The organism is Marinobacter sp., from assembly GCF_033722195.1.
Taxonomy (GTDB): Bacteria; Pseudomonadota; Gammaproteobacteria; order Pseudomonadales; family Oleiphilaceae; genus Marinobacter.
The window spans coordinates 1-22591 of record NZ_JAWVZL010000019.1 but is presented as its reverse complement, the minus strand read 5'-3'; the positions used below and the strand labels follow the sequence as shown (position 1 = coordinate 22591).

The following is a 22591-nucleotide window of genomic DNA, read 5'->3' as shown; positions in this document are numbered from 1 at the left end:
ATGATTCATTCCGTCATACGGACTGCGGTGATGGGCGTTGCCCTCATGTTCACCGCAACCGTGACCCTTGCAGAGGAGACGTTTGTCTTCACTGCCATCCCGGACGAGGACGAGACCAAACTGGTTGAGCGCTTCACAGGTGTTGCCGATTACCTGTCCGAAGAGCTTGGCGTACCGGTCCGTTATGTTCCCGTCAAATCCTACGCAGCCACAGTTTCCGCATTCCGTAACAATCAGGTCCAGCTGGCATGGTTCGGTGGTCTGTCCGGTGTCCAGGCCCGACGCCTCGTACCCGGCTCGGAAGCCATCGCCCAGGGTAAGGAAGACCCTGCCTTTTACAGCTATTTCATCGCCCACAAGGATTCCGGCCTTGAGCCCATGCAGAGCCTGCAGCCCTCACTGGAAGGCAAGACCTTCACCTTCGGCTCCAAGGGTTCCACCTCAGGTCGCCTGATGCCCGAATTCTATATCCGCGAAGCCTTTGGCAAGGCCCCCGACGACATCTTCTCCCGTGTCGGCTACAGCGACAATCATTCCCGTACCCTGCGCCTGGTGGAAGCTGGCACCTATCAGGTCGGCGCGCTCAGCTACCAGGTCTGGGAATCCGAGCTGGAAGCCGGCAACATCGATACAGACCAGGTCCAGGTGATTTACAAGACCCCGGCCTATCCCGACTACCAGTGGACCATCCGCGGTGACGTCGATGAGCGTTTCGGCGAAGGCTTCAAGCAGCGCGTCACCGAAGCGCTTCTGAGCCTGGACGATCCCGAGTTGCTGAAGAGCTTCCCTCGCAGTACCTTCATTCCCGCATCCAATGAGGACTACGAGCCGATCCGCAAGGTTGCTGAGCAGATCGGAATTCTGGATTGATGCCTTTACTGCAACTCGCCGGAATTACGGCATCCTTCGGCGGTGAGCGGGTCCTGGGCCCGCTTTCACTGTCCGTCAACGAGGGCGAGCGTGTCGCCCTCGTTGGCCGAAGAGGTGCCGGCAAATCCACCCTGATTCGCTTGCTGTATCAGCAGAGCCGGGGCCGTGTCGCCATGGTGCCCCAGGATCTGGGGCTGGTGCAGGCGCTGTCGGTGTTTCACAACGTCTACATGGGCAGACTCAACCAGCATGCAACCTGGTACAACCTGCTGACGCTGGTGCGTCCATTCAGGCGTGACCGGGAAGCCATCGGGCCGTTGCTTGAACAGCTCGCCATCGAGGCCAAGCAGTGGTCGCCGGTGGCCAGCCTGTCCGGCGGCCAGCGCCAGCGCGTTGCCATCGCCCGCGCTGTTCACAGCGGCGCGCCGATATTACTGGCGGACGAGCCGGTGTCGGCTCTGGACGGTCCGCTCGCCCATGTGGTGATGGAACTGCTTTGCGAGACCTTCTCCACTGGGGTGATCGCGCTTCACGATGTCGAGCTGGCACTGCGCTACTGCGACCGGATTGTCGGCATTCAGGGCGGGCAGATTGCCCTGGATGCGCCCAGCAGCGAGCTTACCCCCGCTGACATACAACCGTTGTACTGAGCCATCATGCCGACCTCGCCCACCGTCCGCACCAGCCTGCTGTTCGTCGCCATAGCGGCGGTGTGCCTGCTGTTTGCCGACATTGCCATTACCACCGCCAACCCATGGCGGGATCTTGGCCGCTTTTTCATGGGCGTGGCGACGCCGGACTTCTTCAGTACCGATAATCTCTACGTGGCGATACTGCGAACCGTCGCTTTCGCCTTTACCGGTGTGGCCATCGGCAGTGCCAGTGGCTTCCTGCTGGCGCTGGTGTACCGGTTTCGTACGGTGCGGACCTTCTGCGCCTTCATCCGGGCCATCCACGAGCTCTTCTGGGCGCTGATTTTTCTTCAGTTTTTCGGATTCCATCCGCTCACCGGCGTACTGGCCATCGCCATTCCCTATGCCGGCATCTTTGCCAAGGTCTATTCCGAGATCCTGGACGAGGCGGATCCGGAACCCCGCAATCTGTTGCCACCCGGCACCAGCAACGTCGCAAGCTTCCTGTACGCGCGGATACCGGACTGCTGGGGCCAGATCCGCACCTACACCGCCTACCGCATCGAATGCGGCCTGCGCTCCAGCGCCATTCTGGGTTTCGTCGGCCTGCCCACCATCGGCTTCTATCTTGAGGCTGCATTCTCCCAGGGGCATTACTCAGAGGCAGGGGCGCTGCTGATCCTGTTCTACGTGCTGATCGCCACCATGCCGCTGTGGCTGCGGCCGAAACTGCTGCCGCTGTATGTGGGCGGAGCGCCCTTCTTCCTGGGCGAGGGTCTGCCTATCGTGTGGGGCAATGTGGAAAGGTTTTTCACCGAGGACATCGTGCCCGCGCCAATCCGCAATAACGAGGGGATGGCGGAGCTTGGCAGCTGGTTCGGGGACCTGATGATGAATCAGGCCCTGCCCGGCATCTGGAACACCCTGGTGCTGACGCAGATCGCCCTGGTGGCCACCGGGTTGCTGGCACTGCTGGCCTTCCCGCTGATTTCCACCCACTTCGGCGGCCCGGTACGGCGCACTGCCGGGCATGTGTTCCTGGTGATTGCCCGCTCCACCCCCGAGTACATCCTGGCCTACATTCTGCTGCAGCTCTGGGGTCCCTCCATGCTGCCGGCGGCGGTGGCACTGGCGCTGCACAACGGCGGCATCATCGGCCACCTGATCGGCCGCCAGAGCAGCGACATCCGCCTGCGCCCGGATGCGTCCACCGGGGTCAACCGCTATGCGTTCGAACTGGTGCCGCGAATCTACCGCTCGTTCCTGGCGTTTCTCTTCTATAGGTGGGAAATCATCATGCGGGAGACCGCGATCCTGGGCATACTCGGTATCGCCACCCTGGGCTTCTACATCGACAGTGCGATCCAGAACATCAACTTCGACCGCGCCATGGTGCTGATCCTGATCACGGCCCTGCTCAACCTGGGCATCGATGCCATGTCACGCCTCATCAGGCGGCAACTGAAGCTGCAGACCATGCCCACCTGCTGAGTCTCAGACCAGCCCGGCGGGTCCGCGGCTCAGGCCTGGCTGGTGCCCTGCTCGCCAATCAGCGTCCAGTCCCGGCCCAACGGCTCGACCTCTGCACTGGCGTCGGCCCCGACCGGCGAGCCCGCGAGTTCGGGCTTCTCAAGGCTGCCGTCTTCCCTGCGCACCATGGTATCCACATCCACCGAGCGCACCTGGTAGACCTCGCCGTTCACCTCCACCTGGGAGCGATGGGTCAGGCCATAGATAAAGCGGCAATAATCCAGCTTCAACTGCACCAGATCCTGCTCGGCGCGATTGATCTTGCGAATCAGTACCTGCTGGACACTGTCTGCGTATTGCATGGGCTCTTCCCTGGGTCCGTGAATGGGTCTGCGGAATTCTACACCGGATTGCGGCGAATGTGCCCTCCCGGGGTTTGCATCATTTGTCGGCGGGGTCCCGGAAGACGAGTTTTGACGATGCCCGCAACTCGCTGCCGGCACCGGCACCCTGGTAAAGGTACACACGCCAGAGCATCCGGGGGTCCAGGGTACACACGGGCACAGTGAAACTGGCCTGCCAGGTGGTGTCACCGTCGGCCGCAGCCAGCCGGATGGGGTATTCACCCAGGTACATGGATTCGCCCCGCAGAATGGCGGTGAGGCCCGCAAGTGGCTCCGGCGCCCGGACGGTCAGACGCAACCGACGGCTCTCTCCCGCCACCGGCTCAAGGCGGACCTGCCAGTGGCCGTCGGCGGTGGACAGGACGCAGGCCTCCAGGGTCGGATCGCAGACGTTCTGGGACTCGACTTTTCCGGCGCGGTCGGACAACAGCCAGCGGGGCCCCAGCGCCACGACGGCAATCAAGGTCACCAGCAGAGCACCCACGAGAACAGACCGTAACGCCATGGCAATACCCACAGAGAAAATGGAGGCATTATGCCTGCTGTTCCTGCGGTCTCCAACGTTGGAGCGATTGTGGCTGCCGCCACCACAAAACCGGCCCTTGTGCGTATAATTCTGGGTTCCGCCCTGGACGTGGGACATGCAAGAATAGCCGCTTTCGCGGATTTGGCTTGATCATCAACGGGATAAGCCACCTTCACCGGGATACCATCGTGCAGCCAGATATTTCCATCCAGCAGGTCAGCAAGGTTTACGCGGGCGGCTTCCACGCCCTCAAGAACATCAATCTGGACATCCGGCGCGGCGAGATCTTCGCCCTGCTCGGCCCCAATGGCGCCGGCAAGACCACACTGATCAGTATCATCTGCGGCATCGTCAACCTGTCCGAGGGACGCATACTGGCGGCGGGCCACGATATCGTCCGGGATTACCGCGCGGCCCGGGAGGCCATCGGCCTGGTACCCCAGGAACTCAACACCGACGCCTTCGAGACGGTTTGGGACACGGTGTCCTTCAGTCGCGGCCTGTTTGGCAAGGCCCCCAACCCCGGCCACATCGAAAAGGTGCTCCGGGATCTGTCCCTTTGGGACAAGCGCAACAGTCGCATCATGGCGCTATCCGGCGGCATGAAGCGCCGGGTGATGATCGCCAAGGCCCTGTCCCATGAGCCCCGCATCCTGTTCCTAGACGAGCCCACCGCCGGGGTGGACGTGGAACTGCGCCGGGACATGTGGCAGATGGTCCGAAAACTGCGGGAGAGCGGTGTCACCATCATCCTCACCACCCACTACATCGAGGAAGCGGAAGAGATGGCCGACCGCATCGGCGTTATCCGCAACGGCGAGATTATCCTGGTGGAGGAGAAAAACCGGCTGATGGCCAAGCTCGGCAAGAAGGAGCTTCGCCTGCACCTGCAAACTCCCCTCGAATCACTGCCTGGGGACTTTGCCGACGAACCGGTGGAGCTCTCGGAGGATGGATACGAGGTCATCTACACCTTCGACTCCCAGCAGGAGCAGGCAGGTGTGGCGCGGCTGTTGCGGCGGTTGGTGGAATACGGCATCGAATTCCGCGACCTGCAGACCCGGGAGAGCTCCCTGGAAGATATTTTCGTTGGCCTGGTGCACGAGAACGCCTCATGAATATTTACGGTATCCGCGCGATCTACAAATTCGAAATGGCCCGCATGTGGCGCACCCTGATGCAGAGTGTGGCATCGCCGGTGATCTCCACTTCGCTCTACTTCGTGGTGTTCGGCTCCGCCATCGGCTCCCGCATGGGGGAAATCGACGGCATCAGCTATGGCGCCTTCATCATCCCGGGCCTGATCATGCTGTCGCTGCTGATGCAGAGCATCTCCAACGCCTCCTTCGGCATCTACATGCCGAAATTCTCCGGGACCATCTATGAGGTGCTGTCGGCGCCGGTGTCCTACCTGGAAGTGGTCATCGGTTACGTGGGTGCTGCCGCCACCAAGTCGGTGATCCTGGGCATCATCATCCTGATCACTGCACGGCTGTTCGTGCCCTACACCATCCTGCACCCGTTCTGGATGTTCGCCTTCCTGGTGCTGACCTCCGTCACCTTCAGCCTGTTCGGCTTCATCATCGGCATCTGGGCCGACGGCTTCGAGAAGCTGCAGATCGTGCCGCTGATGATCGTCACACCCCTCGTGTTCCTGGGGGGTACCTTCTACTCCATCGACATGCTGCCGGAGATCTGGCAGACCATCACCCTGTTCAACCCGGTGGTCTACCTGATCAGCGGCTTCCGCTGGGCCTTCTACGGGGTCTCTGATGTACACGTGGGCATCAGCGTGGGCATGACGCTGTTCTTCCTGCTGGCCTGTGTCGCCACGGTCTGGTGGATCTTCAAAACCGGCTACCGGTTGCGGTCCTAGGCCGGCACCATGGAGCCGACAGCGCTGAGCCTTCGCGCCGGCAAGCGTCTCGCCGTGCTGGCCATGGCGGGCGGCCTGGGCTGGAGCCTGCTTCACCCCGGCCATGCCCTGGAGCCGCCGGAGCGCCCACCCGTGCGGGTATCCGCCTGCCTGAGCAGCGACACCCAGGCTCACCCCATCCGCGTCGAGCTGGCCCGGACCCCGGCGCAGAAACAGTTCGGCCTGATGGAGCGGGATTCACTGCCGCCCAACGCCGGCATGCTGTTCATCTACGACGAACCCCGCCCGCCAAGCCATTCATTCTGGATGTACAAGACCCGGATTCCGCTGGATATCGCATTCATCGGAGAGAACGGTGAGATTCGTGCCATCCAGAGCATGGTCCCCTGTACCAGCGCCGGCACGGGCTGCCCCTCCTACCCGGCGGGAGTGCCCTTCACCCTGGCGCTGGAAATGAACCGGGGCTACTTCGAGCGCAAGGATATCCGGGTGGGCGACCGATTCTCCCTGGTGCCGCCCTCCCAGTGCCAGTAAGCCCGCTCTCGCTTTATGCGACATGTTGCATATAATGGTAAAAACATCGCCTTATGCAACAAAATGCATTTGCTCCCGGAGGCACCATGGCCCTTGGTTACGCCCTGCTTGCCGCTCTACAGGATGAGCCGGCCACCGGCTACGAGCTGACTCAACGCTTCAAGACCCGCCTGGCCAATGTCTGGAACGCCAGCCACCAGCAGGTGTACCGGGAGCTGAATCGTCTGGCCCGGGAGCGATGCCTGCAGGTGAAGACCATCAACCAGTCGGACAAGCCGGACAAGAAGCAGTACAGCGTCACCATTGCCGGTACCCGGGCGCTGAAGGCCTGGCTGGAGCAGCCCCAGGCCCGGCCGCCGATACGGGATCCGCTGCAGGTCAAGCTCTTTGCCGGCAAGCTTGTGGACACGGCTTTACTGGCGGATGAGCTCGACCGCTGGCGACAGGATGCGGTGGCACAGTTGGGCTATTACCGGGTTATCGAGCACACCTATTTTCGCCGCTCGGTCCGGATGGACCCGGCGACCCGACTGCAATACCTGGCGTTGCGGCGGGGCATGCTGGCTGAGGAAGCTTTGCTGAGTTGGCTGGAGGAGGCGGAGTCGACGCTTGAGGAGCTCTCCCCAGATGAAGGGTTGGACCGTACATCGGTACCCAACAGGGGTGACTGAATGCTCGGATCAGAGCACGGCCCGGCGCTGGCCATGGAATTCCGCCTGCCCCCTTCTATTATCATCGAAAACAGATCGGTACGTCTTTTCTCCAATGACCCTACCCTAAGAGTCCTGAATCGAGGCTGAGATCCGGGGTCGATGAGGACAAATTTGACCTGACCCGGTGCCTTGTACCGTAACGGCGGTTAGACTGTCCGGCAGTTACCAGGAGTAGTGAATCATGCAGACCCAAGCCGACAACAGGCCCTCCATCATCATCATCGGTACCGGTTTCGGCGGCCTGGGTATGGCCATCCAGCTGCGCAAGGCCGGCTACAGCGACTTTATCCTGCTGGAGAAAGCCGAGGGTGTGGGCGGCACCTGGCGCGACAACACATACCCGGGCGCGGCCTGCGATGTGCAATCCCACCTTTATTCCTATTCGTTCGAGCCCAAACACGACTGGTCCCGCAAGTTCGGCCATCAGCGGGAAATCCGGCAGTACATGGTGGACTGCGTGCAGAAGTACAACCTCGGGCCCCACATCCACTTCAACCAGGAGGTGAGCGAGGCACGCTTCGACGCCGGCAGCCATCGCTGGATCGTGCATACCCGCTCGGGCGACCGCTTCGAGGCCAATGTGCTGATCACCGCCACCGGCCAGCTGAACCAGCCCGCCTACCCTCGGATCCAGGGCCTCGACTCCTTCCAGGGGCATGCCTTTCATTCGGCGCGCTGGGACCATGACCACGACTTCGCCGGCAAACGCGTAGCGGTCATCGGCACCGGGGCGAGCGCCATACAGTTCGTGCCCGAGATCCTGCCGCAGGTGGCCCGCCTGAAACTTTTCCAGCGCTCGGCGGCCTGGGTAATCCCGAAGCCGGACCGGCCCTTCAAGCCCGTCGAACAATGGCTTTTCAAGCACCTGCCGGGTCATGACCGGCTCTACCGCAACCTGATCTACTGGAAGAACGAAAGCCGGGCCCTTGCCTTCACCAAGTTCAATTTCCTGCTGGAACTCTTTGCGTGGCAGGCCAAGCGGGAGTTGCGCAAGCACGTCAAGGACCCGGTCAAGCTGGAAAAGCTGGTGCCGGATTACAAGATTGGCTGCAAGCGGGTACTGATCTCCAATGACTGGGCCCCGGCCATGAACCAGGAGCACCTGGAACTGATCACCACGCCCATCACGCGAGTCACTCCGAAGGGCATCCTGACCGAGGATGGCCAGGAGCACGAGGTGGACACCATCATCTACGGTACCGGGTTCAAGGCGACCGATTTCCTCTCCCCCATGACCATCACCGGCGCTCACGGTCAGGACCTGAACGCCGCATGGCGACAGGGTGCCGAGGCCTACAAGGGCATCACGGTGAACGGCTTCCCGAACCTGTTCATGCTCTATGGGCCCAATACCAACCTGGCCCACAATTCCATCATCTTCATGCTGGAGAGCCAGATACGTTACGTGCTTTCCGCCCTGAGTCTGCTACAAAAGAAAGGCAGTGGCTGGGCCATGCAGGTCCGGCCGGAGCGTCAGAGTGAGTACGTGGAGAGTCTGCAGGAGTCCCTCAGAAACAGCGTCTGGGAGGCGGGCTGCACGTCCTGGTATCGCAACGAGCAGGGCCGCAATACCGTCAACTGGCCGGGTTTTACCTTCACCTACCGTCTGGCCACCCGGGAGGTGGACCCCGAGGACTACGAGCTGCGGCCGGCAGCCGCTGACGCGCCGGGCTGATCTTTCCCGGTTCGAAATGCGTATGGCCTTGTGTAGCGGAATTTCTTTCAGTCCATGTCTACAGGAGAGCCAGCGTGAAAGTCACACTCAGCGAGCTCAAGGCACGCCCCGATAAAGCCATCGACCTGCTGGAAATTGTTTCCCTGGAGGGCAGATACTACCTGGCTCGCGTGACGATCGACGGCCAGACGCACGTGGTCACCGACAACCACGGCGAGCCCCTGCTTTATACCGGAACAGCCGCAGCCCAGGAGGCACTGAGCGCCTTCCCCATCGCCCGCACCGAAGTGATGCCACCGTCCGGCTACGATGAAATGGTAGGCCTCAGTGATGAAGGCGAGCCTTTCATGCGGGTGCCGGTCCACCGCTCGAAGTAAGCCGTTTCGGGCACCGGATTTCTGGTCACAGTCAGCGGGCGCCCTGCCCTGTCAGCTCGCGGATCCTTGCTAGCGATCTGTCAGCTTCAGCTCGATTCGCCGATTCTTTCGCAAGGCCTCCGGCGAGGTCCCTTCCGCCACCGGATAGAACTCACCGAAGCCTGCGGCCGCCATGCGATCCTCGGGCACACCCTGTTGCGCCAGATAACGCACCACCGCCACCGCCCGGGCCGTGGAAAGCTCCCAGTTGGAGGGAAAGGCCGGCGTATTGATGGGGATGATGTCGGTGTGGCCATCGATGCGCAGTATCCAGTCGATATCCTCCGGGATGGCCTCGGCCACTTCCAGTAGCAGGGCCGCCAGCTTGTTCAGCTCGGCGATGCCTTCCTCCTCCAGGCGGGCAGAGCCCGAGGCGAACAGCAGCTCGGACGGCAGCAGGAACCGATCACCGACGATACGGATGTTCTCCTTGTCCGCCAGTATTTCCCGCAACCGGCCAAAGAACTCAGACTGGTATTTCTCCAGCTCGCTGACTCGCTCGGCCAGCAGTGTATTGAGGCGCTGACCCAGCTCCGCCAGCTCGGCCTCTTTCTCCGCCGTGAGGTCGGTCTGAAGCTTCAGGGCCGCCGAAATCTGGCCCAGTTGCTCCTGCAGGGCCTCGATCCGATCAGACAACCGCTTGATGAAAGCCTGCTGGGTCGCGGTGAGCGCCTCTTCCTCGGTCAGTTGGTCCCGAACCGAGGTGACCGACTCCTGCATGTCCTCCAGGCGCATACCCTGGGCCTCAAGGTCGTAGCGTTGCGCCAGGATGATGTCCTGCTTGGCGTCGATTTCGCTTTTGAGGGCGTCATTCTCCGCCAGCACTTCGTTGTAGGTGGCCTGCAGCGAGGCCATGGCCTGCCGCAGCTCGGCGGTTTCCTGCTGCTTCAGACCCAGCAACGTGGAGATTTCCGCCAGGCGCTCGTTGAGGCTGGCAAGCTGGGCATCTCTGGCGGACAGGGTCTGTGACAGGTAGAGCTGGCTGACCACGTAGATCAGCAACATGAAGATCACCAGCATCAGCAGCGCCGACAGGGCGTCCACGTAGCCCGGCCAGACATTGATGTTGCTGCGCGCTCTGCGCCGGGAGCCTAGCATGGCCGCACTCCCGCCAAACCGGAAAGTCTAGGCATCGCTGTCGCCCTGGTCCCTGAGCCGGCTGCGCAGGCGTTCGTTCTCCTCGCGGAGCTGTTCCAGGTCCACCGGTGAGGTGTCCACCGCCGGCCCGGCCACGGTGTCCACCAGGTTGGTGACGCCGGTCAGCCACTCCTCAAGGCCGTCATAGAAGCGGTTCTGGGCATGGCCGGCCTGGATGTCCAGGAAGCCGAGAATCAGCGAGCCGCCGAGCCCCAGCAGCGAGGAACTGAACGCCGTGCCCATGCCCTGAAGGGGCGTCATCAGACCGGCCTGCAGCTCAGCAAACACCGCGCCAAAGTCGCCCTGCCCCATGTCCAGACCCGCGATCACACCACCGACCGCATTGATGGTACCCAGCAGACCCCAGAAAGTGCCCAGCAGCCCGAGAAACACCAGCAGGCTGATGAAATAGCGGGTGATTTCCCGCTGCTCGTCCATCCGGGTGTGGATGCCGTCCAGCACCGTGCGCAGGGACATGGTGGACAGCGAGAACTGGTCGCGTTTGTAGTTGTCCCCCAGCTGCTTGGCCAGGGGCTTCAACAACCGCGGCTCCTGAAGCACGGAAAGACCGGCATGGCCGGTGCGGAACTGGGCGATCCAGCGCAGTTCCGGGAAGAGCACGAAGACCTGGCGGTAGGTCAGCCCGATGCCGACAAGAAGCACGCAGACAATCAGCAGGTTGAACACCCAGTTCGCCATGAAAGCGGTGGCCAGTGGCCGGTAGATCAATACACAGACCGCCAGCACGATGGCCAGAAAGAGTGTCATCCAGAAAAGGGTGTGTTTGGGATTGCTCATCAACACTCTCCGTCGATTGCTGCCAGGCCCTGATGACCGGCGACGGGCCATCCAGAGCAAACCCTAGCATACCGCACCGGTAGGTTGGTTAATCCGCGCTCATTTTTTGAGGGAGGAACGGGAACCGGAATCCTGTTTGCACTGCGCCACCGATCTTCCCGACCATGCCTGATGATGAGGTGGATTATGTCATCAGGGCTTTCCGCGATGCCATCACTGGGCACCGCAGCACTCTGCCTAGCGATCACATCGAATAATTTCTGTAAAGGTGCATTTAGTTTAATTGTTACAGAGTGTGAGCGGTGTCATACTTGAACCCTGTCTTGATGATCGTCGGTCTTTTGCTGTGTCCGGACATTGATGAACCCTGAGACTCGAGCAAAAGCCACATGTCCTTTGAAATCCTGTTTGATGGCAGTTACGAGCGCGTTCGCCGCCACGGAGACGCCTTCTTCGAAGCCTTCTATCAGCGCTTCCTGGCCTCCTCGCCCCTGGTCCGCCAGAAGTTCCACAACACCGATCTGGTGGAACAGCGACGGATGCTGAAGAAATCCTTCTACAGCCTGGTTGTGTTCTACGCTTCCGGCTCCGCCGACGGCGTGCTGGAGCGGATCGCCCGGACCCACAGCGCCCGCGGTTACAACATCACACCGCCGCTCTACGATTACTGGCTGGAGAGTCTGGTGGCCACGGTACGGCAGTTTGATGCCGAGTGTGATGACGATGTGGAGCTGTCCTGGCGGCTGGTACTCAGCGCCGGCATCACCTACCTGAAATTCAAGTACAGCCGTTACTGAGGGATCAGCGGCTCCTGACTCAAGAACTGATCCACCTGCTCATAAATGCGCTTTCCTGCCGGGCTGAGCTTCACCCTGGCAAGCTCCCGATTGAACCGCTCGAGCAGGGCTTCGGCACCTGGCCTCGCCTTGGGTACCAGCAGATGCAGGGTGGCGTCGTCCTCGAACAGCTCAATGGTGCGGATCGACGGTGGCGTGTCGAAGGTGCGCTTGATGGTGTAGCGGCCGGTCGCGAGATTGATGGGTATCAGGTCCACCCGACCCCGCTCCAGCATCAAGAAACAGGATTCCAGGGAGTTGGGCCGGATCCACTGGATCTCTTCATGGTGCTGTAGGTAGGGCCGCAAATCCTCGTTCAAGGCATAACCGTTGGGCCGGCAGAGCCGCACGGGCTGTTCTGCCGACCCAAGATCCCAATCTCTGCCATCGTCTGCCAGGCCGAAGAAGCGCAATTTGATGTGGAACAGGGGATCGGAGGCCAGGAAGTCCTTGGCCCGCTCCGGCGTCACAACGTAGGGGTAGATAGCGGCCAACTCCAGGTTGCGGGCTTCCCGCATGAGCCTGTTCCAGGGCTGACGGCGCATCTCGACCTGGTAATCCAGGCCCTGGAGTACCAGTTCCACCAGCTGCGTTGCGACCCCCGGTACGACCATCTTGGCATCGGAGAATGGTGGATAGGCCGGGCCAGTGCCCACCAGAAGACGTGGACCGTCGCCATGAGCCGTGGTTACCAATCCTGACAGCAGCAAAACCCCGAGTAAAAGCCGGAACCTGGCCACAAACGACCTCCCTGAAACCAACCGTGCTCGCTTTTTAGTACAGTTGATGCAGCAGCACAGTTCAAGGGTTGGCATCGTTATCATTTCCCGCCTCGGACACGGTAGTGCGAAAGCTGCCCGTTTTCGGACCTTCTCACGAAATTGGGAGAAGCCTCCGAAGCTTGATCGCGCACAAATTCTGTTCGGAATTGTTCACTTTTTAGCACCGGTGTTTGCAGGATCTTCTAAGCTCAAAGAAACGGGTAATCGGCGTGACGGGCATTCGTTCTTTTAAAGAGAACGAGTTGTCCCATATAAAACATTTAATTTATCGTTGATGAGGGTATATCTTGGCACGACTCTGATGGAGCCAAAAGGAGCTAGCCTTGTCCGCCTATCTACTGCCATACCTGCCACCGGCCGTGCTTATGCTGGCGGCTCTCGCCGCCTTTACCTTATCTCCGAGGAAGGTTCGCTTTAGCGCCCGGCTGGCCGAGGCATCCGCACTACTCGCTTTCCTGCTTTCCCTGCTGTCCGGGCTTGCGCTGCTGATTTACGGCCCCGGCAACAGCCCCTTGTTGGGTGGCGCGGGCGTCGGCTTTTCCGCCCGCATCGACGTGGTCAGCGCCATCATGCTGCTTCTGGTGTCTTTCGTGGGCTGGATCGTGCTCCGCTATTCTGCCACCTACCTGCGGGGCGAGCCTCGCCAGGGCATTTTCACCGGCTGGATGTGCGCCACGCTGGTTGCGGTGCTGTTGCTGGTCCAGGCCGGTAACCTGCTCCAGCTCATCGTCGCCTGGGTGGCCATTGGCGTTTTCCTGCACCGGCTGCTGCTGTTCTATCCGGATCGGGTTCCCGCGCAGCGGGCAGCCCGCAAGAAAGCATTGACCGGCTGGATTGGCAATCTTTCGCTGCTTGGCGCCGGTCTGTTGCTGGTGGCCGGTTTCGGAACCGGCGATATCGCCGCCATCGCCGAGGCCATCCGGGCCGGCAACATTCCCATGGCGACACCCTGGGCGGCGGCGCTGATCACCGTGGCCGCACTGATGAAATCGGCGCAGTTTCCGGTCCACAGCTGGCTGACCGAAGTCATGGAGACACCGACACCGGTCTCTGCCCTGCTCCACGCCGGCGTGATCAATGCCGGCGGCTTTCTGCTGATCCGCCTGGCCGACGTCATGCTGGTGGCGCCAGGCATGCTGGCAGTCCTGGTCATGGTCGGTGGCTTTACCGCCCTGTTCGGCGGTCTGGTGATGCTGACCCAGCCCACCGTCAAGACCTCACTGGCCTGGTCGACGATCGGACAGATGGGCTTCATGATCCTTCAATGCGGTCTCGGCCTCTTCCCCATCGCACTGCTGCACATCGTGGCCCACTCGCTCTACAAGGCGCATGCTTTCCTGAGCTCGGGCGGCGCCGTCGAGCAGGTGACCAAGCTCCGCCGCCCCGGCCCCATCGCCATCCCCGACGGCGGTGCGGTGGGCAAGGCCTTCCTGGTGGCATTACTGCTGTACGGAGCCATTGGCGCGGTGTTCGGGTTTGAGGGCAAATCGCCCCAGGCCATCGCCCTGGGTGCGGTCCTCATCCTGGGGGTTGCCTATCTGCTGGCCCAGGGCCTGGCGGACGCCGCGCCCCGCACCCTGACCCGTCGCACCGCGATCTATTCCGTGCTGGCCGGTGTCGGTTACTTTGCCTTGCAGACCGGCGCTGAATGGCTCACCCGGGGCACCTTGCCGCCAACCCCGGAGCCCAGGCCGCTGGAATGGGCCCTGGTGATACTGACCGTGGTCAGCTTCGGCCTGGTTGCGGTGGCGCAGGCGATGTTCCCGCTCTGGGCCTACCATCCGGCCGCCGCGGGTCTGAGGGTACACCTGTCCAACGGTCTGTACATAAACGCACTGTTTGATCGCTTCCTGAAAGGCTGGGCGGTACGCAGTAAGCCAGGTAAAACCGGAGCGGAGTCCTCGCAATGATGACCACTGTCAACAGCGCCACCCAACATGCCCACACCCTCGAGCTGGCCGCCGCCGCTATCGCCAGTGTGCCCCCGTTGTGGCCGCTGGACTCGAGCGTGGCCGTCAATCCCTTCCTCGGCCAGACCCACCTGGACCTGGCCACCACCGGTGCCCACCTGGGCCGGGTGGCCGGAGTCCCGGTGACCATGCCGAGGGCCTGGTATCACCAGCGAATTCTTGCCGGTGACATCAGCGACCGCGACCTGGCAGAGACACTGGCGAACGCACCAGCCCGGTCTCGCCCGGCCAACGTCGCCGAGCTGAAGCAGGCATCCGCGAAGAATTCGCCCAAAGCGAAACCGCTGCCCACCGTCGCCGACCTGGCCGCCAGCATCGACGGCATGGATTGGCCAGCCTTCCTGGCCGAAAGATTCGGCGTCTGGGCGGCGGCTTACCTGGACCGGGGCCAGGCGCTCTGGGCAGCCCCCCGCAGCACCAGTGCCTTCGCCGCGTGGCGTGCTTTCGCCAGTCGCGACCTGACGCCGGAGATCATGGGGCTCTCGGGCTTTGCCGCCCACATCGAGAACGCGCCTCAAAGGGCCGAGGAAGTGATTCTGCGGGCGGTTTACCGGCTCGGCCTGGATCAGGAGTCGCTGGACACCTATTTCCACCAACTGCTGATGACCTTGGGCGGCTGGGCGCAATCGGCCCGCTACAGGCTCTGGCAGGCCGAACTGGACGGCGGCTGGGACAGCACCGGCCGGGATTTCCTCGCCATTCGGCTGATGTGGGAAGAGGCCCTGTTCGCCCAATACGAAACCCGCATCGCCACTCAATGGCAAAGCGTCCGTGCCGCCCATGCGGTACGCCCCGAGCCGGAGGCCAATGGCATCATTGACGCCATTCTGCAGGAAGCCTTCGAGCGTGCCTCCCAGCGCGCCCTGGCCGCCACCCTGGAGGCGCAGCCGACATCACAGCCGCAAACACGCCCTGCCCTGCAGGCAGCTTTCTGTATCGATGTCCGCTCGGAAGTCTTCCGCCGGGCGCTGGAATCGGTGGATCCGGACACCCGCACCCTCGGGTTTGCCGGCTTCTTCGGCATTCCCACCGCCCACCGGCGCTTTGCCTCCGATCTTTCCGAGTCAAGGCTACCGGTTCTGCTGACGCCCGCGGTGTCCAGTTGTGCCACCGGCCCGGAGAATGCCGAAGCTGACAAGGAGACCCGTTTCAAGTCCCGGGCAATACGCGCCTGGAACCGCTTCAAGCTGGCGGCGGTCTCCTCCTTCGCTTTTGTGGAGGCCACCGGCCCCATCTACATGGCCAAGCTGGTCCGCGACGCCATCGGTGTGCGCAGCCCCTCGCTGCCCTCCGATCCGCCGCCCCGCTTCGATCCGGAGCTGAGCGACGACGCCAGGGTCGACACCTCCGAGAAGATCCTGCGGGCCATGTCGCTGACCAGCAATTTTGCACGCCTGGTGCTGCTCACCGGCCACGGCGCCCGGGTAGTCAACAACGCTCACGCCAGCGCGCTTCATTGTGGCGCCTGTGGTGGCTACTCCGGTGAAGTCAATGCCCGGCTGCTCGCCCAGCTGCTCAATGACCCGACCGTGCGTCAGGGTCTGGCCGAGCGGGCCATAGAGATTCCGGAAGATACCCTGTTCCTTGGCGCCCTGCACGACACCACCACGGACGCGGTGGTCATCTTCGAGGACGGCCATGACACCCAAAACCACCAGGAGGATCTCCGCCAGGCCCGTGCCAAGCTGGCCAAAGCCGGCGCCATGACCCGCACAGAGCGGGCCCTGCGCCTGCCCGGAGCCCGCAAGGAGCGCCATGTCACGAAGCGCAGCCAGGATTGGGCCGAAGTCCGGCCGGAATGGGCGCTGGCGGGGTGCAAGGCCTTCATAGCCGCGCCGCGGCATCGTACCGTCGGCAAGAGCCTGGAGGGACGCGCCTTCCTGCACGACTACGACTGGCAACAGGACGATGGCTTCGGTGTGCTGGAACTGATCCTGACCGCTCCGGTGGTGGTGGCCAGCTGGATCAGCCTGCAGTACTACGGCTCAACCGTGGCACCGGAGACCTTTGGCGGCGGCAACAAACTGCTGCACAACGTGGTGGGCGGCATGGGTGTGGTTGAGGGCAACGGTGGCGTGCTGCGGCCGGGCTTGCCCTGGCAGTCCGTGCACGACGGCGAGCGCTATATCCACGAACCTCTGCGGCTGTCGGTCTGCATCGAAGCGCCAACCCAGGCCATTACGGACATCCTCGAAAAGCATGAGAACGTCCGTCAGCTCTTCGACAATCGCTGGCTACACCTGTTCGCACTGGACGAGCATGGCAGCATGGCCTGGCGTTACGCCGGTAACCTGGAATGGCAGCCCACTGCGGAACAGAATGTTTGAAATGGTGCCCCGGGCCGGACTTGAACCGGCACAGCCTAACGGCCGAGGGATTTTAAGTCCCTTGTGTCTACCAATTTCACCACCGGGGCATGGGCGGGATTTGCGGCGAGATTGTATAAGGCCCCCCAGGTGAACGCAATTCGGATGCGCTTCACAGGTGTGCGCTACCCCGGTAGACATAGCCGGCGATTTTCGGCGTCTTCGGCACGTACATCTTTTCCAGCTTGTCGATGACGAAACCGGCCTCCTCAAGCAGGCTGGCGATGGGTCGGTTCAGGTGGCAGCCGCCAGCGATTTTCTTCCACGCCGGGGTGATCCTGTTCTGCCATTTCCGCACGCCGGGGTCCGGGGACTGGCCGTGCTCGAGGAATAGCAGCTGGCCGTCGGGTTTCAGTACGCGGCGCATTTGCGCCAGGGCGGCCTGGGCGTCCGGTATGGTGCAGAGAGTGAAGGTCAGCAGCACCGTATCAACGCTGTTGTCCGCCAGCGGTATCTTCTCCCCCGGCAGATCCAGCCACTCCACCGGTACCGGGGATTCTGCCAGGTTGGCGGCCGCCTTCCGGCGCATGCCGGCGGACGGCTCCAGGCCATACACCAGGCTTACCCGGTCCGGATCATAGAACGACAGGTTGATGCCGGAGCCCATACCCACCTCCAGAACCTTCCCTTTGCAGTCAGGCACCACCTGGCCACGGAGTTTCATGACCTGCCCTACCGAGCAGGTGCAGTCGATGAGATGCGGCAGTATGCGTTCGTCGTAGAAGCCCATGGTTCACGAAGGTCCTGGCATTCTGTAGAGTGAAATTTTGATCAGCGGCCTCCATCATATCCTGAGGCCTTGACCTAAAGCATGAAAGTGAGCCAACGGGTACTACAATATACAAAACCGTAGACCATGTAGTGTGATTGACCGCATGCCATGAACGTTTTTGTGCCAGAGCCGGAGGTCCCGTGGAACTAGATCCTATCCTGTTGTCCCGTATTCAGTTCGCGTTCGTGGTGTCTTTTCATGCCATCTTCCCTGTTTTCACCATCGGTCTTGCGTCCTTCATAGCGCTGCTTGAGGCACTGGCATTCAAGACCGGAGACCCCATGTGGCAGCGGCTCTCCGGCTTCTGGACCAAGGTCTTTGCCGTGGTGTTCGGCATGGGGGTGGTGTCGGGCATCGTGATGTCTTTCCAGTTCGGTACCAACTGGAGCAATTTTTCCCAGGCAACCGCCAACTTTATCGGGCCGGTTCTGAGCTACGAGGTGGTCACGGCGTTTTTCCTCGAAGCCGCCTTCCTCGGGGTTCTGCTGTTTGGCCGGGACAAGGTACCGCCGGGGGTTCACCTGCTGTCGGCAATGATGGTGGCGCTGGGCACATTCATCTCGTCCTTCTGGATACTTTCCGCCAACAGCTGGATGCACACCCCCGCCGGTGTGGAGCTTCGGGACGGCATCTTCCACGTGGTGTCCTGGAGTGAGGCCATTTTCAACCCCTCCTTCCCCTATCGTTTTGCCCACATGGCGCTGGCGTCCTTCCTGACCGGCGGTTTTGTGGTGGCCGGTGTCAGCGCCTGGTACCTGCTCAATGGGCGCGAGGTGGAAACCAACCGCAAAGCCCTGTCCATGTGTCTCTGGATGCTGCTGATCATCGCGCCCGCCCAGGCGGTGGTGGGTGATTTCCACGGCCTCAACACCCTGGAGCACCAACCCATGAAAGTGGCGGCCATGGAGGGCAACTGGGAAACCCAGCCCCGGGTGCCGCTGATCCTGTTCGCCCTGCCCGACCAGGAAAACCAGACCAATCACTTTGAGCTGGCGATACCCGGCCTGGCGAGCCTGATTCTCACCCACGAGTGGGACGGAGTGGTGCCGGGGCTCAACGAGGTACCGGTGGAGATGCAGCCGCCGGTGGCACCCGTGTTCTGGTCGTTCCGGGTCATGGTGGGGCTCGGGCTGCTGATGATTGCGGTCGCGATTACCGGGCTGATCCTGCGACGCGGCGACCGGTATTGGCGCACGCCCTGGTTCCTCCAGAGCCTGAGGGTGATGAGTGTGACCCCGTTCATCGCGGTTCTGGCGGGCTGGTTTGTCACCGAAATGGGGCGCTCGCCCTGGCTGGTGCACAACATGATGTCCCATGCCGATTCGGTCACGCCATCGCTCACCGGCGGCATGGCCCTGTTCAGCCTGATCGGCTACATCGTCGTCTATGGCCTGGTCTTCAGCGCCGGGGTTTACTACCTCATGCGAGTGCTCTACGCCGGTCCCGAGGACGAGCGCAACACCGGGGAATCCGACAGCGACCGGCCCAAGCGCCCGTTCTCGGCGACACACGTCCCCTTTGAACTGGACGAGAAAAGCTCCGATGACCACAAAGCCGCGCCGCAGGGAGGGAAATGAACATGCTGGGAATTGATCTGGTCATTATCTGGTCCTTCATCATCGGCTTTGGCGTGATCATGTATGTGCTGATGGATGGGTTCGACCTGGGCGTGGGTATTCTCTTCCCGTTCGCGCCGGACGAGGAATCCCGGGACATCATGATGAATACCGTGGCGCCGGTCTGGGACGGCAACGAAACCTGGCTGGTGCTGGGTGGTGCCGGCCTGCTGGCGGCGTTTCCACTGGTCTACTCCATTCTGCTGCCGGCCCTGTACATCGGCGTTTTCCTGCTGCTCACGGGGCTGATCTTCCGGGGTATCGCGTTCGAGTTCCGATTCAAGGCCCGAAGCTCCCGCTACCTGTGGAACTGGGCCTTTGCCGGCGGCTCCACCGTTGCCGCATTCGCCCAGGGGGCGGTCGTTGGCGCCTATATCGAGGGCTTTGAGACCGCAGACCGGATGTTCGTGGGCGGCGCCCTGGACTGGCTGACGCCCTTCTCCGTGCTCACCGGTTTCGGTCTGCTGGCGGGCTACGCCCTCCTCGGCAGTACCTGGCTGATCATGAAAACCGAAGGGGAGCTGCAGGAGTGGGCCTATCGGCTGGCACCGCCGCTGCTGTTCGTTGTTCTGGCGGTCTTTGCGGTCATCGGCATCTGGACGCCCTTTGTTGACGAGATGGTGCGCGAGCGCTGGTTCGGCACCCTGACCATCATCTGGATCCTGCCGGCACTCACGCTGCTCTGCGCCTACCAGATCCTCAGGTCCGTCAAGCGGCGTCTCGAGGGTACACCGTTCGTGGCAACCCTGGGTCTTTTCCTGTTCACCTATCTGGGTCTGCTGGTCAGCCGGTGGCCCTATGTGGTGCCGCCGGATTACACGGTCTGGGACGCCGCCTCGGCGCCGGAATCGCAGCTTTTCCTGCTGGTGGGCGTGCTGTTCGTGGTTCCCGTTGTGCTCGCCTATACCGCCTGGACCTACTGGGTCTTCCGGGGCAAGGTGCGGGCCGGTGAGGGCTACCACTGAGTGGGTTCCGAGCCACCCTCCGATTCTGCGTGTGACGCCCGGCAATGGCTGGCGGGCCTGGCCTTGGAGGCTCGTCGTGAGATCCGGATGGCCGTGGTGGCGGGCAGCCTGGCCGGGCTGATGACCATACTGCAGATGGTGGCTATTGCCGCCATCGTGCACAAAGCGGTAGTCGGTGGAATGGCCGTGGCGGCCCTGGCGCCCTGGTTCGCCCTCCTGCTGGTTTCGCTGTGTGGCCGGGCCGTCGCCCAGAGCCTGCAGGGAAAAATGATGGCCCGCAGCAGCGATGTGGTGCGCCGCCACGCCCGGGAGCAGCTGATGACGGCCTGGGAGCACCTCGGCCCTGTCCGGTTGCGTGAGGAGTCCGCCGGCAGCCTGAGCCGCGAATGGCTGGACCACATCGAGGCCCTGCACGGGTATTTTGCCCGCTACCTCAGCCAGCGCACCCTGGCGCTGCTGGTGCCACTGCTGATTCTGGCGGTGGTTGCCTGGTTCGACTGGCTGGCTGCCCTCTTGCTGTTGCTGGCGGCGCCGCTGATCCCGATGTTCATGGCGCTGGTGGGTATGGGGGCGGAGAACCTCAACCGGCGTCACTTTGAAGCCATCGGGCGCCTTTCCGGCCAGTTCCTCGACCGCGTCCGGGCACTCACCACGCTGCAGCTGTTCGGGCGCGCCGAAGCCGCGGCGAACCAGTTGCAGAGGCGCTCGGATGAGTACCGCCGGCTGACTATGCGGACCCTCAAGGTGGCCTTCCTGTCCTCCGCTGTGTTGGAGTTCTTTGCCGCCGTCAGCATTGCGGTGGTGGCGATGTACATCGGCTTTGGTCTGCTGGGTTATATCGATTTCGGGCCGGCACCGGAGCTTACGCTCTTCAGTGGTCTGCTGATCCTGATGCTGGCGCCGGAGTTCTTCCAGCCCCTGCGCCTGCTGGCCCAACACTATCATGACCGGGCTGCGGCCCTGGGCGCCGGCCAGCTGATCACCCAGCGCCTGGCCAGGGCGCGGCAAGTGGCGGCACCGGAAACCGCTCCGTCGGGCTCCCGCTCCGGTAATACCATCGAGCTTGAACAGGTTTGCGTCCGGTTCGAGGACGGTCGCCTCGGTCTGGACACCCTGTCACTGACCCTGCATGCCGGCGAGCGTCTTGCCGTGACCGGTCCCTCCGGCAGCGGCAAGACCACTCTACTGAGCCTGTTGGCGGGCTTCGTGCAGCCCAGCCAGGGCAGGGTCTCGGTGTTTGGCAGCCGGCCCGGGGCACGGCCGTTCGGTTGGCTGGGTCAGTCACCCTATCGGGTGCATGGCAGCTGGGCTGAACACCTTCGACTGGTGGCACCCGAGGCCAGTGACGAGGCCCTGATGACGGCACTGGAGCAGGCCGGCCTCGGGGAGCTGGTGCTGGCCCGTCCGAAGGGCCTGGCCAGCAGCATCACCGAACAGGGACAGGGGTTGTCCGGCGGCCAGGCCCGGCGCCTGAGCCTGGCGCGACTGTTTCTGGCAAAGCCGGATCTGATCCTGCTGGACGAACCCACCGCCGGCCTGGACCCGGACACCGAACAGCGGGTGCTCAGCGCTCTGGCGGACTTTACCAGCCGCGGCTGCACCCTGGTGTTTGCAACCCACCACGACAGCCTGCTTGCGCTGGCAACCCGGACACTGGCACTGCCGGTCAGGGGCGGTGGCCGTGCGTGACCTCTGGCCCTGGTTGAAACTGATTGGCCGGCGACGGGGCCGGCTGGCTGTCGGCCTGCTGTTGCTGACTCTGACCCTGGCGGCCGGCATTGCACTGCTGGCCCTGGCGGGCTGGTTCCTGACCGCCGCCTCGCTGGCGGGACTTTTGCTGGCCGCCGGAGCCGCGGTCAGCTTCGATGTCTATGTGCCCGGCGGTGGTATCCGTTTCTTCGCGCTGACCCGAACCGTCAGCCGTTATGCCGAGCGGGTTTACAACCACGACACCGTCCTGCGCCTGCTGGCGGATCTGCGGGTGCATCTGTTCCGGAATCTGGCCCGCCTCGCATCGGGACGAAGGCCCGCCCTGCGCGGCGCCGACTGGCTGGCCCGCCTCACCAGTGATCTGGACAGCCTGGACAGCCTGTACCTGCGCCTGGTGGCCCCCCTGGCGCTGGCCCTGTTGTTGTCGTTGGTTTTGACGGTGGTGACCGCCTGGTTGCTGGGGCCAGGCGCGGCGGCCCTGGTGGCGTTGCTGCTGGGGCTGTCACTGCTGTCTGCGACCTGG

The 22591-nt window shown here is 62.6% G+C and carries 21 protein-coding genes, 1 tRNA gene and 1 pseudogene; 16 read left to right on the top strand and 7 right to left on the bottom strand.

Features of this window, described 5'->3' with window-relative positions:
• From R3280_RS05650 to R3280_RS05640, 3 genes are read left to right on the top strand one after another with little or no spacing between them, the layout of a single operon-like run.
• Positions 1-870 carry a putative selenate ABC transporter substrate-binding protein gene (locus R3280_RS05650; RefSeq protein ID WP_318997607.1) on the top strand — a complete coding sequence of 290 codons (870 nt, stop codon included), beginning with the start codon at positions 1-3 and terminating at the stop codon, positions 868-870.
• Complete coding sequence (locus R3280_RS05645) at positions 870-1520, top strand: phosphonate ABC transporter ATP-binding protein (RefSeq protein ID WP_318997606.1); 651 nt, start codon at positions 870-872, stop codon at positions 1518-1520. Before R3280_RS05650 ends, R3280_RS05645 begins: the two co-directional genes overlap by 1 nt.
• A 6-nt stretch (positions 1521-1526) precedes the next feature.
• Complete coding sequence (locus tag R3280_RS05640) at positions 1527-2993, top strand: ABC transporter permease (RefSeq protein ID WP_318997605.1); 1467 nt, start codon at positions 1527-1529, stop codon at positions 2991-2993.
• Positions 2994-3022: 29 nt separating this feature from the next.
• Here R3280_RS05640 and R3280_RS05635 read toward each other — a convergent pair whose 3' ends face one another.
• Complete coding sequence (locus tag R3280_RS05635) at positions 3023-3334, bottom strand: hypothetical protein (RefSeq protein ID WP_318997604.1); 312 nt, start codon at positions 3332-3334, stop codon at positions 3023-3025.
• Positions 3335-3413: 79 nt separating this feature from the next.
• Complete coding sequence (locus R3280_RS05630; RefSeq protein WP_318997603.1) at positions 3414-3881, bottom strand: hypothetical protein; 468 nt, start codon at positions 3879-3881, stop codon at positions 3414-3416.
• A gap of 209 nt (positions 3882-4090) precedes the next feature.
• On the opposite strand from R3280_RS05630, the gene R3280_RS05625 reads away from it, so the two are divergent.
• The 6 genes from R3280_RS05625 to R3280_RS05600 all read left to right on the top strand — a co-directional run bounded on the left by R3280_RS05625 (position 4091) and on the right by R3280_RS05600 (position 9077).
• Positions 4091-5020 carry an ABC transporter ATP-binding protein gene (locus R3280_RS05625; protein WP_318997602.1) on the top strand — a complete coding sequence of 310 codons (930 nt, stop codon included), beginning with the start codon at positions 4091-4093 and terminating at the stop codon, positions 5018-5020.
• Entirely contained in the window at positions 5017-5778 is a 762-nt protein-coding gene (locus tag R3280_RS05620; protein ID WP_318997601.1) for an ABC transporter permease, read from the top strand. The genes R3280_RS05625 and R3280_RS05620 overlap by 4 nt, the downstream gene beginning before the upstream one ends.
• Positions 5779-5787: 9 nt before the next feature.
• On the top strand, positions 5788-6312 hold the full coding sequence (locus R3280_RS05615) for a DUF192 domain-containing protein (protein ID WP_318997600.1): 525 nt from the start codon (positions 5788-5790) through the stop codon (positions 6310-6312).
• An 86-nt stretch (positions 6313-6398) separates the two neighbouring features.
• A complete protein-coding gene (locus R3280_RS05610; protein ID WP_318997599.1) occupies positions 6399-6983 on the top strand; it encodes a PadR family transcriptional regulator in 585 nt (194 codons plus the stop codon).
• Between the two features lie 223 nt (positions 6984-7206).
• Positions 7207-8700, top strand: a complete 1494-nt coding sequence (locus tag R3280_RS05605; RefSeq protein ID WP_318997598.1) for an NAD(P)/FAD-dependent oxidoreductase — start codon at positions 7207-7209, stop codon at positions 8698-8700.
• Between the two features lie 74 nt (positions 8701-8774).
• A complete protein-coding gene (locus R3280_RS05600; RefSeq protein WP_318997597.1) occupies positions 8775-9077 on the top strand; it encodes a DUF6482 family protein in 303 nt (100 codons plus the stop codon).
• 69 nt (positions 9078-9146) lie between these two features.
• On the opposite strand, the gene R3280_RS05595 is transcribed toward R3280_RS05600, so the two are convergent.
• Together R3280_RS05595 and R3280_RS05590 are read right to left on the bottom strand one after the other, a co-directional pair.
• Positions 9147-10214, bottom strand: coding sequence for a peptidoglycan -binding protein (locus R3280_RS05595; RefSeq protein WP_318997596.1), 1068 nt, complete (start codon positions 10212-10214; stop codon positions 9147-9149).
• Between the two features lie 27 nt (positions 10215-10241).
• A complete protein-coding gene (locus R3280_RS05590; RefSeq protein ID WP_318997595.1) occupies positions 10242-11051 on the bottom strand; it encodes a flagellar motor protein MotA in 810 nt (269 codons plus the stop codon).
• A 389-nt stretch (positions 11052-11440) separates the two neighbouring features.
• Here R3280_RS05590 and R3280_RS05585 point away from each other — a divergent pair, with 389 nt between their 5' ends.
• Entirely contained in the window at positions 11441-11848 is a 408-nt protein-coding gene (locus tag R3280_RS05585) for a globin (protein WP_318997594.1), read from the top strand.
• On the opposite strand, the gene R3280_RS05580 is transcribed toward R3280_RS05585, so the two are convergent.
• Positions 11842-12543, bottom strand: a complete 702-nt coding sequence (locus R3280_RS05580) for a substrate-binding periplasmic protein (protein WP_318997593.1) — start codon at positions 12541-12543, stop codon at positions 11842-11844. The genes R3280_RS05585 and R3280_RS05580 overlap by 7 nt on opposite strands.
• A gap of 449 nt (positions 12544-12992) precedes the next feature.
• Between R3280_RS05580 and R3280_RS05575 the strand changes: the two genes are divergently transcribed.
• The gene (locus tag R3280_RS05575) at positions 12993-14579 is read left to right on the top strand and encodes a proton-conducting transporter membrane subunit (RefSeq protein WP_318997592.1); all 1587 of its coding nucleotides are present in this window, start codon (positions 12993-12995) and stop codon (positions 14577-14579) included.
• Positions 14576-16966 carry a DUF2309 domain-containing protein gene (locus R3280_RS05570; protein WP_318997591.1) on the top strand — a complete coding sequence of 797 codons (2391 nt, stop codon included), beginning with the start codon at positions 14576-14578 and terminating at the stop codon, positions 16964-16966. Before R3280_RS05575 ends, R3280_RS05570 begins: the two co-directional genes overlap by 4 nt.
• Positions 16967-16968: 2 nt before the next feature.
• Here the strand turns inward: R3280_RS05570 and R3280_RS05565 are convergent.
• Positions 16969-17055, bottom strand: a tRNA-Leu gene (locus R3280_RS05565).
• Between the two features lie 62 nt (positions 17056-17117).
• Positions 17118-17735, bottom strand: a complete 618-nt coding sequence (locus R3280_RS05560) for a class I SAM-dependent methyltransferase (RefSeq protein ID WP_318997590.1) — start codon at positions 17733-17735, stop codon at positions 17118-17120.
• Between the two features lie 182 nt (positions 17736-17917).
• On the opposite strand from R3280_RS05560, the gene R3280_RS05555 reads away from it, so the two are divergent.
• The 4 genes and pseudogenes from R3280_RS05555 to R3280_RS05540 form a co-directional block, all read left to right on the top strand.
• A complete protein-coding gene (locus R3280_RS05555) occupies positions 17918-19354 on the top strand; it encodes a cytochrome ubiquinol oxidase subunit I (protein ID WP_318997589.1) in 1437 nt (478 codons plus the stop codon).
• A 5-nt stretch (positions 19355-19359) separates the two neighbouring features.
• A complete protein-coding gene (gene cydB, locus R3280_RS05550; protein WP_318997633.1) occupies positions 19360-20358 on the top strand; it encodes a cytochrome d ubiquinol oxidase subunit II in 999 nt (332 codons plus the stop codon).
• Positions 20359-20421: 63 nt separating this feature from the next.
• The gene (gene cydD / locus R3280_RS05545; protein WP_318997588.1) at positions 20422-22047 is read left to right on the top strand and encodes a thiol reductant ABC exporter subunit CydD; all 1626 of its coding nucleotides are present in this window, start codon (positions 20422-20424) and stop codon (positions 22045-22047) included.
• Positions 22040-22591, top strand: a pseudogene (locus tag R3280_RS05540) (thiol reductant ABC exporter subunit CydC); the annotation flags it as partial. The gene cydD and the pseudogene R3280_RS05540, both read left to right, overlap by 8 nt.

Excerpts from the sequence above, each read along its gene's own strand:
- R3280_RS05650 (WP_318997607.1), top strand. The coding sequence starts at position 1 with ATGATTCATTCCGTCATACGGACTGCGGTGATGGGCGTTGCCCTCATG.
- R3280_RS05645 (WP_318997606.1), top strand. The coding sequence starts at position 870 with ATGCCTTTACTGCAACTCGCCGGAATTACGGCATCCTTCGGCGGTGAG.
- R3280_RS05640 (WP_318997605.1), top strand. The coding sequence starts at position 1,527 with ATGCCGACCTCGCCCACCGTCCGCACCAGCCTGCTGTTCGTCGCCATA.
- R3280_RS05635 (WP_318997604.1), bottom strand. The coding sequence starts at position 3,334 with ATGCAATACGCAGACAGTGTCCAGCAGGTACTGATTCGCAAGATCAAT.
- R3280_RS05630 (WP_318997603.1), bottom strand. The coding sequence starts at position 3,881 with ATGGCGTTACGGTCTGTTCTCGTGGGTGCTCTGCTGGTGACCTTGATT.
- R3280_RS05620 (WP_318997601.1), top strand. The coding sequence starts at position 5,017 with ATGAATATTTACGGTATCCGCGCGATCTACAAATTCGAAATGGCCCGC.
- R3280_RS05615 (WP_318997600.1), top strand. The coding sequence starts at position 5,788 with ATGGAGCCGACAGCGCTGAGCCTTCGCGCCGGCAAGCGTCTCGCCGTG.
- R3280_RS05610 (WP_318997599.1), top strand. The coding sequence starts at position 6,399 with ATGGCCCTTGGTTACGCCCTGCTTGCCGCTCTACAGGATGAGCCGGCC.
- R3280_RS05605 (WP_318997598.1), top strand. The coding sequence starts at position 7,207 with ATGCAGACCCAAGCCGACAACAGGCCCTCCATCATCATCATCGGTACC.
- R3280_RS05595 (WP_318997596.1), bottom strand. The coding sequence starts at position 10,214 with ATGCTAGGCTCCCGGCGCAGAGCGCGCAGCAACATCAATGTCTGGCCG.
- R3280_RS05590 (WP_318997595.1), bottom strand. The coding sequence starts at position 11,051 with ATGAGCAATCCCAAACACACCCTTTTCTGGATGACACTCTTTCTGGCC.
- R3280_RS05585 (WP_318997594.1), top strand. The coding sequence starts at position 11,441 with ATGTCCTTTGAAATCCTGTTTGATGGCAGTTACGAGCGCGTTCGCCGC.
- R3280_RS05570 (WP_318997591.1), top strand. The coding sequence starts at position 14,576 with ATGATGACCACTGTCAACAGCGCCACCCAACATGCCCACACCCTCGAG.
- R3280_RS05560 (WP_318997590.1), bottom strand. The coding sequence starts at position 17,735 with ATGGGCTTCTACGACGAACGCATACTGCCGCATCTCATCGACTGCACC.